Source organism: Collinsella aerofaciens, from assembly GCF_015556945.1.
Taxonomy (GTDB): Bacteria; Actinomycetota; Coriobacteriia; order Coriobacteriales; family Coriobacteriaceae; genus Collinsella; species Collinsella aerofaciens_AO.
Genome location: NZ_JADNNH010000048.1, coordinates 1 through 5,390 on the forward strand (window position 1 = coordinate 1; position 5,390 = coordinate 5,390).

Sequence of the window (5,390 nt, forward strand, 5' to 3'; positions counted from 1 at the left end):
AGTGTCGCATCCGGGCAGACATCGAACCATTTGAAATGGTCTAACTTGGATTTGTTTTTCGCAAGGCCGCCGAGAGGCGGCCCCGAGAAATTCCTTTTCCTATACTAGAACCATATGAATCGAACGGAACCGATCAGCGAATGACTGAGAGGACCGGACGGGCTCGAAGCCCAACATATTTGGACGGAGAGTTCGATCCTGGCTCAGGATGAACGCTGGCGGCGCGCCTAACACATGCAAGTCGAACGGCACCTATCTTCGGATAGAAGCGAGTGGCGAACGGCTGAGTAACACGTGGAGAACCTGCCCCCTCCCCCGGGATAGCCGCCCGAAAGGACGGGTAATACCGGATACCCCCGGGCGCCGCATGGCGCCCGGGCTAAAGCCCCGACGGGAGGGGATGGCTCCGCGGCCCATCAGGTAGACGGCGGGGTGACGGCCCACCGTGCCGACAACGGGTAGCCGGGTTGAGAGACCGACCGGCCAGATTGGGACTGAGACACGGCCCAGACTCCTACGGGAGGCAGCAGTGGGGAATCTTGCGCAATGGGGGGAACCCTGACGCAGCGACGCCGCGTGCGGGACGGAGGCCTTCGGGTCGTAAACCGCTTTCAGCAGGGAAGAGTCAAGACTGTACCTGCAGAAGAAGCCCCGGCTAACTACGTGCCAGCAGCCGCGGTAATACGTAGGGGGCGAGCGTTATCCGGATTCATTGGGCGTAAAGCGCGCGTAGGCGGCCCGGCAGGCCGGGGGTCGAAGCGGGGGGCTCAACCCCCCGAAGCCCCCGGAACCTCCGCGGCTTGGGTCCGGTAGGGGAGGGTGGAACACCCGGTGTAGCGGTGGAATGCGCAGATATCGGGTGGAACACCGGTGGCGAAGGCGGCCCTCTGGGCCGAGACCGACGCTGAGGCGCGAAAGCTGGGGGAGCGAACAGGATTAGATACCCTGGTAGTCCCAGCCGTAAACGATGGACGCTAGGTGTGGGGGGACGATCCCCCCGTGCCGCAGCCAACGCATTAAGCGTCCCGCCTGGGGAGTACGGCCGCAAGGCTAAAACTCAAAGGAATTGACGGGGGCCCGCACAAGCAGCGGAGCATGTGGCTTAATTCGAAGCAACGCGAAGAACCTTACCAGGGCTTGACATATGGGTGAAGCGGGGGAGACCCCGTGGCCGAGAGGAGCCCATACAGGTGGTGCATGGCTGTCGTCAGCTCGTGTCGTGAGATGTTGGGTTAAGTCCCGCAACGAGCGCAACCCCCGCCGCGTGTTGCCATCGGGTGATGCCGGGAACCCACGCGGGACCGCCGCCGTCAAGGCGGAGGAGGGCGGGGACGACGTCAAGTCATCATGCCCCTTATGCCCTGGGCTGCACACGTGCTACAATGGCCGGTACAGAGGGATGCCACCCCGCGAGGGGGAGCGGATCCCGGAAAGCCGGCCCCAGTTCGGATTGGGGGCTGCAACCCGCCCCCATGAAGTCGGAGTTGCTAGTAATCGCGGATCAGCATGCCGCGGTGAATGCGTTCCCGGGCCTTGTACACACCGCCCGTCACACCACCCGAGTCGTCTGCACCCGAAGTCGCCGGCCCAACCGCAAGGGGGGAGGCGCCGAAGGTGTGGAGGGTGAGGGGGGTGAAGTCGTAACAAGGTAGCCGTACCGGAAGGTGCGGCTGGATCACCTCCTTTCTAGGGAGATACATTCTTAGAGAGAAAACACTTTAACTCGAATAGAGGGCAGGAGCCCGTCCGGTGGATGTCGCCCGCGATGAAGTCCCCGCAGCACCCGGTCCCCGGGGTCGCACCCGCGTACCTTGAGAGCCGCATAGCGATAGGAGAGAGATGGAAGATCATTCTTCCAGACTCGATTCTTTTCTGCGATTAAACGTAAGAATGATAGCAATCATTCATCCGATCCAAACAAGAAGAATTCACTTATATATGAGTGAGGAGCATCTGATCGCGAGCACAGTGATAACTGTGCCGCGGTATGAGATACCCGAATTGCGACATACGAGCGCTATTCATGATATCGATTAATTTTTATTAGCGACACGTGGATATCCCGCGGGCCCGATGCGGTCCCGCAAGATACCACGGGCGCACGGCGGATGCCTTGGCACAGGGAGCCGATGAAGGACGCGGCAAGCTGCGATAATCCCCGGCGAGGAGCACACATCCTTCGACCCGGGGGTCTCCGAATGGGCGAACCCATGCACAGCAGTGTGCATATCCCCCCGCTGAACACATAGGCGGGGGGAGGACAACCCGGGGAACTGAAACATCTAAGTACCCGGAGGAGAGGAAATCAATCTCGAGACTCCCCGAGTAGCGGCGAGCGAAAGGGGACCGATGGCCAAACCGTCGAGCGGGCATACCCGGCAGGGGTTCCGCCGACGGGGTTGCAGGGCCGCGCATCCGGGGGCTGCCGCCCCCGGGCGCAGGTCCGGCTGGGGAGCGGAACGGCATGGGAGGGCCGGCCGCAGCGGGTGACAGCCCCGTACGCGAACCCAGACCGGACGGCGCGACGCGGTCCCTGAGTAGGGCCGGGCACGTGAAACCCGGTCCGAACCTGGGTGGACCACCATCCAAGCCTGAGTACTACCCTGTGACCGATAGCGCACCAGTACCGTGAGGGAAAGGTGAAAAGCACCCCGGGAGGGGAGTGAAACAGTACCTGAAACCGTGCGCCCACGAGCAGTCGGAGCAACTTTCAGTTGTGACGGCGTGCCTTTTGTAGAATGAGCCAGCGAGTCGCTGGCGCGGGGCGAGGTTAACCGAAAGGGAGCCGGAGCGAAAGCGAGCCTTAACAGGGCGACTTGAGTCCCGCGCCGCGGACGCGAAGCCGGGTGAGCTATCCGTGGGCAGGCTGAAGCGGGGGTAAGACCCCGTGGAGGGCCGAACGCACGTCGGTTGAAAACGGCGGCGATGACCTGCGGATAGGGGTGAAAGGCCAATCAAACCCGGAGATATCTCGTTCTCCCCGAAATAGCTTTAGGGCTAGCGTCGCGCGTTCACCGCCGGAGGTAGAGCACCGGATGGACGAGGGGGCTTCGCCGCCTACCGAATCCAACCGAACTCCGAATGCCGGCGGCCCAGAGCGCGGCAGTCAGAGCATGTGGGCTAAGCTGTGTGCTCGAGAGGGAAACAGCCCGGACCGCCCGCTAAGGTCCCCAAGTTCCAGCCGAGTGGCAAAGGATGTGCGTCCGCCCAGACAACCAGGATGTTGGCTTAGAAGCAGCCATACATTCAAAGAGTGCGTAACAGCTCACTGGTCGAGTGGACATGCGCCGACAATACACGGGGCTAAGCTGGACACCGAAGCGGCGGGATTTTAATTCATTAGAATCGGTAGGGGAGCTTCCCATGGGCGGAGAAGCCGGAGGGCGACCGACGGTGGAGCGCATGGGAGTGAGAATGCTGGCATGAGTAGCGAGAGACGAGAGAGTAACTCGTCCGCCGTGAACCCGAGGTTTCCTGGGCAAGGCTAATCCTCCCAGGGTCAGTCGGGGGCTAAGGCGAGGCCGGGAGGCGTAGCCGACGCGCAGCAGGCAGACATTCCTGCACCGCGCACGCGGCGCTACGACCGACGGGGCGACGGATGGGGGTGGCTCGGCGGGGTTCTGGACGTCCCCGTGATGGAGCGCGGCCCGCGGACCAGGGAAATCCGGTCCGCACACAGGGCGAGGCTCCGGACGAAGCGATCAAGCGAAGCGAGTGAGCCCGAGGTCCCTAGAAAAACCCCTAGGCAGGCGCGTGCGCGCCCGTACCGCAAACCGACACAGGTGGGTGGGTAGAACATACCGAGGCGATCGGGTCAACCATGGTCAAGGAACTCGGCACAATGGCCCCGTAACTTCGGGAGAAGGGGTGCCCGCGCGTACGTGAACCGGCTTGCCCGGGGAGCGGAGGCGGGCCGCAGTGGAGAGGCCCAAGCGACTGTTTACCAAAAACACAGGACTCTGCAGAAGCCGCAAGGCGACGTATAGGGTCTGACGCCTGCCCGGTGCCGGAAGGTCACGCGGAGGAGTTAGCGCATCGCGCGAAGCCCCGAAGCCAAGCCCCGGTAAACGGCGGCCGTAACTATAACGGTCCTAAGGTAGCGAAATTCCTTGTCGGGTAAGTTCCGACCTGCACGAAAGGCGCAACGACTTGGGCGCTGTCTCGACCATGGACCCGGTGAAATTGCACTGGTCGTGAAGATGCGACTTACCCGCGGAAGGACGGAAAGACCCCGTGAACCTTCACTGCAGCTTGGCATTGGCCGCTGGTCCCGCGTGTAGAGGATAGGCAGGAGGCATCGATCCGGAGGCGCCAGCCCCCGGGGAGCCGCCCTTGGAATACTGCCCTCGCGCGACCGGCGTCCTAACCCGAGGCCGTCAACCGGCTCGGGGACCGTGCCAGGCGGGCAGTTTGACTGGGGCGGTCGCCTCCTAAAGGGTAACGGAGGCGCGCGAAGGTCCGCTCGGGACGGTCGGCAACCGTCCTTTTGAATGCAAGAGTACAAGCGGGCTTGACTGCGAGGCCCACAAGCCGAGCAGGTGCGAAAGCAGGCTCTAGTGATCCGGCGGCCCCGAGTGGGTGGGCCGTCGCTCAACGGATAAAAGGTACTCCGGGGATAACAGGCTGATCTTGCCCAAGAGTCCACATCGACGGCAAGGTTTGGCACCTCGATGTCGGCTCATCGCATCCTGGGGCTGGAGCAGGTCCCAAGGGTACGGCTGTTCGCCGTTTAAAGCGGTACGCGAGCTGGGTTCAGAACGTCGTGAGACAGTTCGGTCCCTATCCTCCGTGGGCGCAGGAGAATCGATGGAGGCTGCCCCCAGTACGAGAGGACCGGGGTGGACGCACCTCCGGTGAACCGGTTGTCGACCAACGGCACGGCCGGGTAGCCGCGTGCGGCGCGGATAACCGCTGAAGGCATCTAAGCGGGAAGCCGTTCCAGGGATTAGTTCTCCTTCCGGTAAGGGCCCAGGTAGACTACCTGGTCGATAGACGGCAGGTGCAAGGGCGGCGACGTCCTCAGCCGAGCCGCACTAATCGCCCGAGCTCTTCCGGAACCGCACCTCGCGGCCCGCGGGACTGAGCGCTCATGCGCGGTCCGGGCACGAGGATGCCCCCGAGTCGAATCTTTCCTATGCGCCATGCGGCCCCCAGGGCACGTGAGAGAGACCCAGGACACCGTAACGGTGGGCGCCGCCCACCGGTCAGCGGCCAGAGCATGGGGGGCACGCCCGGTCCCGTTCCGAACCCGGAAGCTAAGCCCCATCGCGCCGAGAGTACTGCGGGGTCAGCCCGTGGGAGGCCAGGGCGCCGCTGACCGGTGGACGGCACCGAGCCGTACGCTTGAACTGAGAAGGGGGAGGCCTCGCGGCCTCCCCCTTTTTTGCGTT

3 rRNA genes are annotated in these 5,390 nt (G+C 63.3%); all 3 read left to right on the forward strand.

Annotated features, from left to right (window positions below):
- Positions 1-180 precede the first annotated feature (180 nt).
- The 3 genes from I2F59_RS09620 (at position 181) to rrf (ending at position 5,319) form a co-directional block, all read left to right on the forward strand.
- A 16S ribosomal RNA gene (locus I2F59_RS09620) occupies positions 181-1,686 on the forward strand.
- Between the two features lie 395 nt (positions 1,687-2,081).
- Positions 2,082-5,057: ribosomal RNA gene (locus I2F59_RS09625) — 23S ribosomal RNA — on the forward strand.
- A 146-nt stretch (positions 5,058-5,203) separates the two neighbouring features.
- Positions 5,204-5,319 (forward strand): 5S ribosomal RNA (gene rrf / locus I2F59_RS09630).
- Together the 16S, 23S and 5S rRNA genes form the textbook arrangement of a ribosomal RNA operon.
- Positions 5,320-5,390 lie beyond the last annotated feature (71 nt).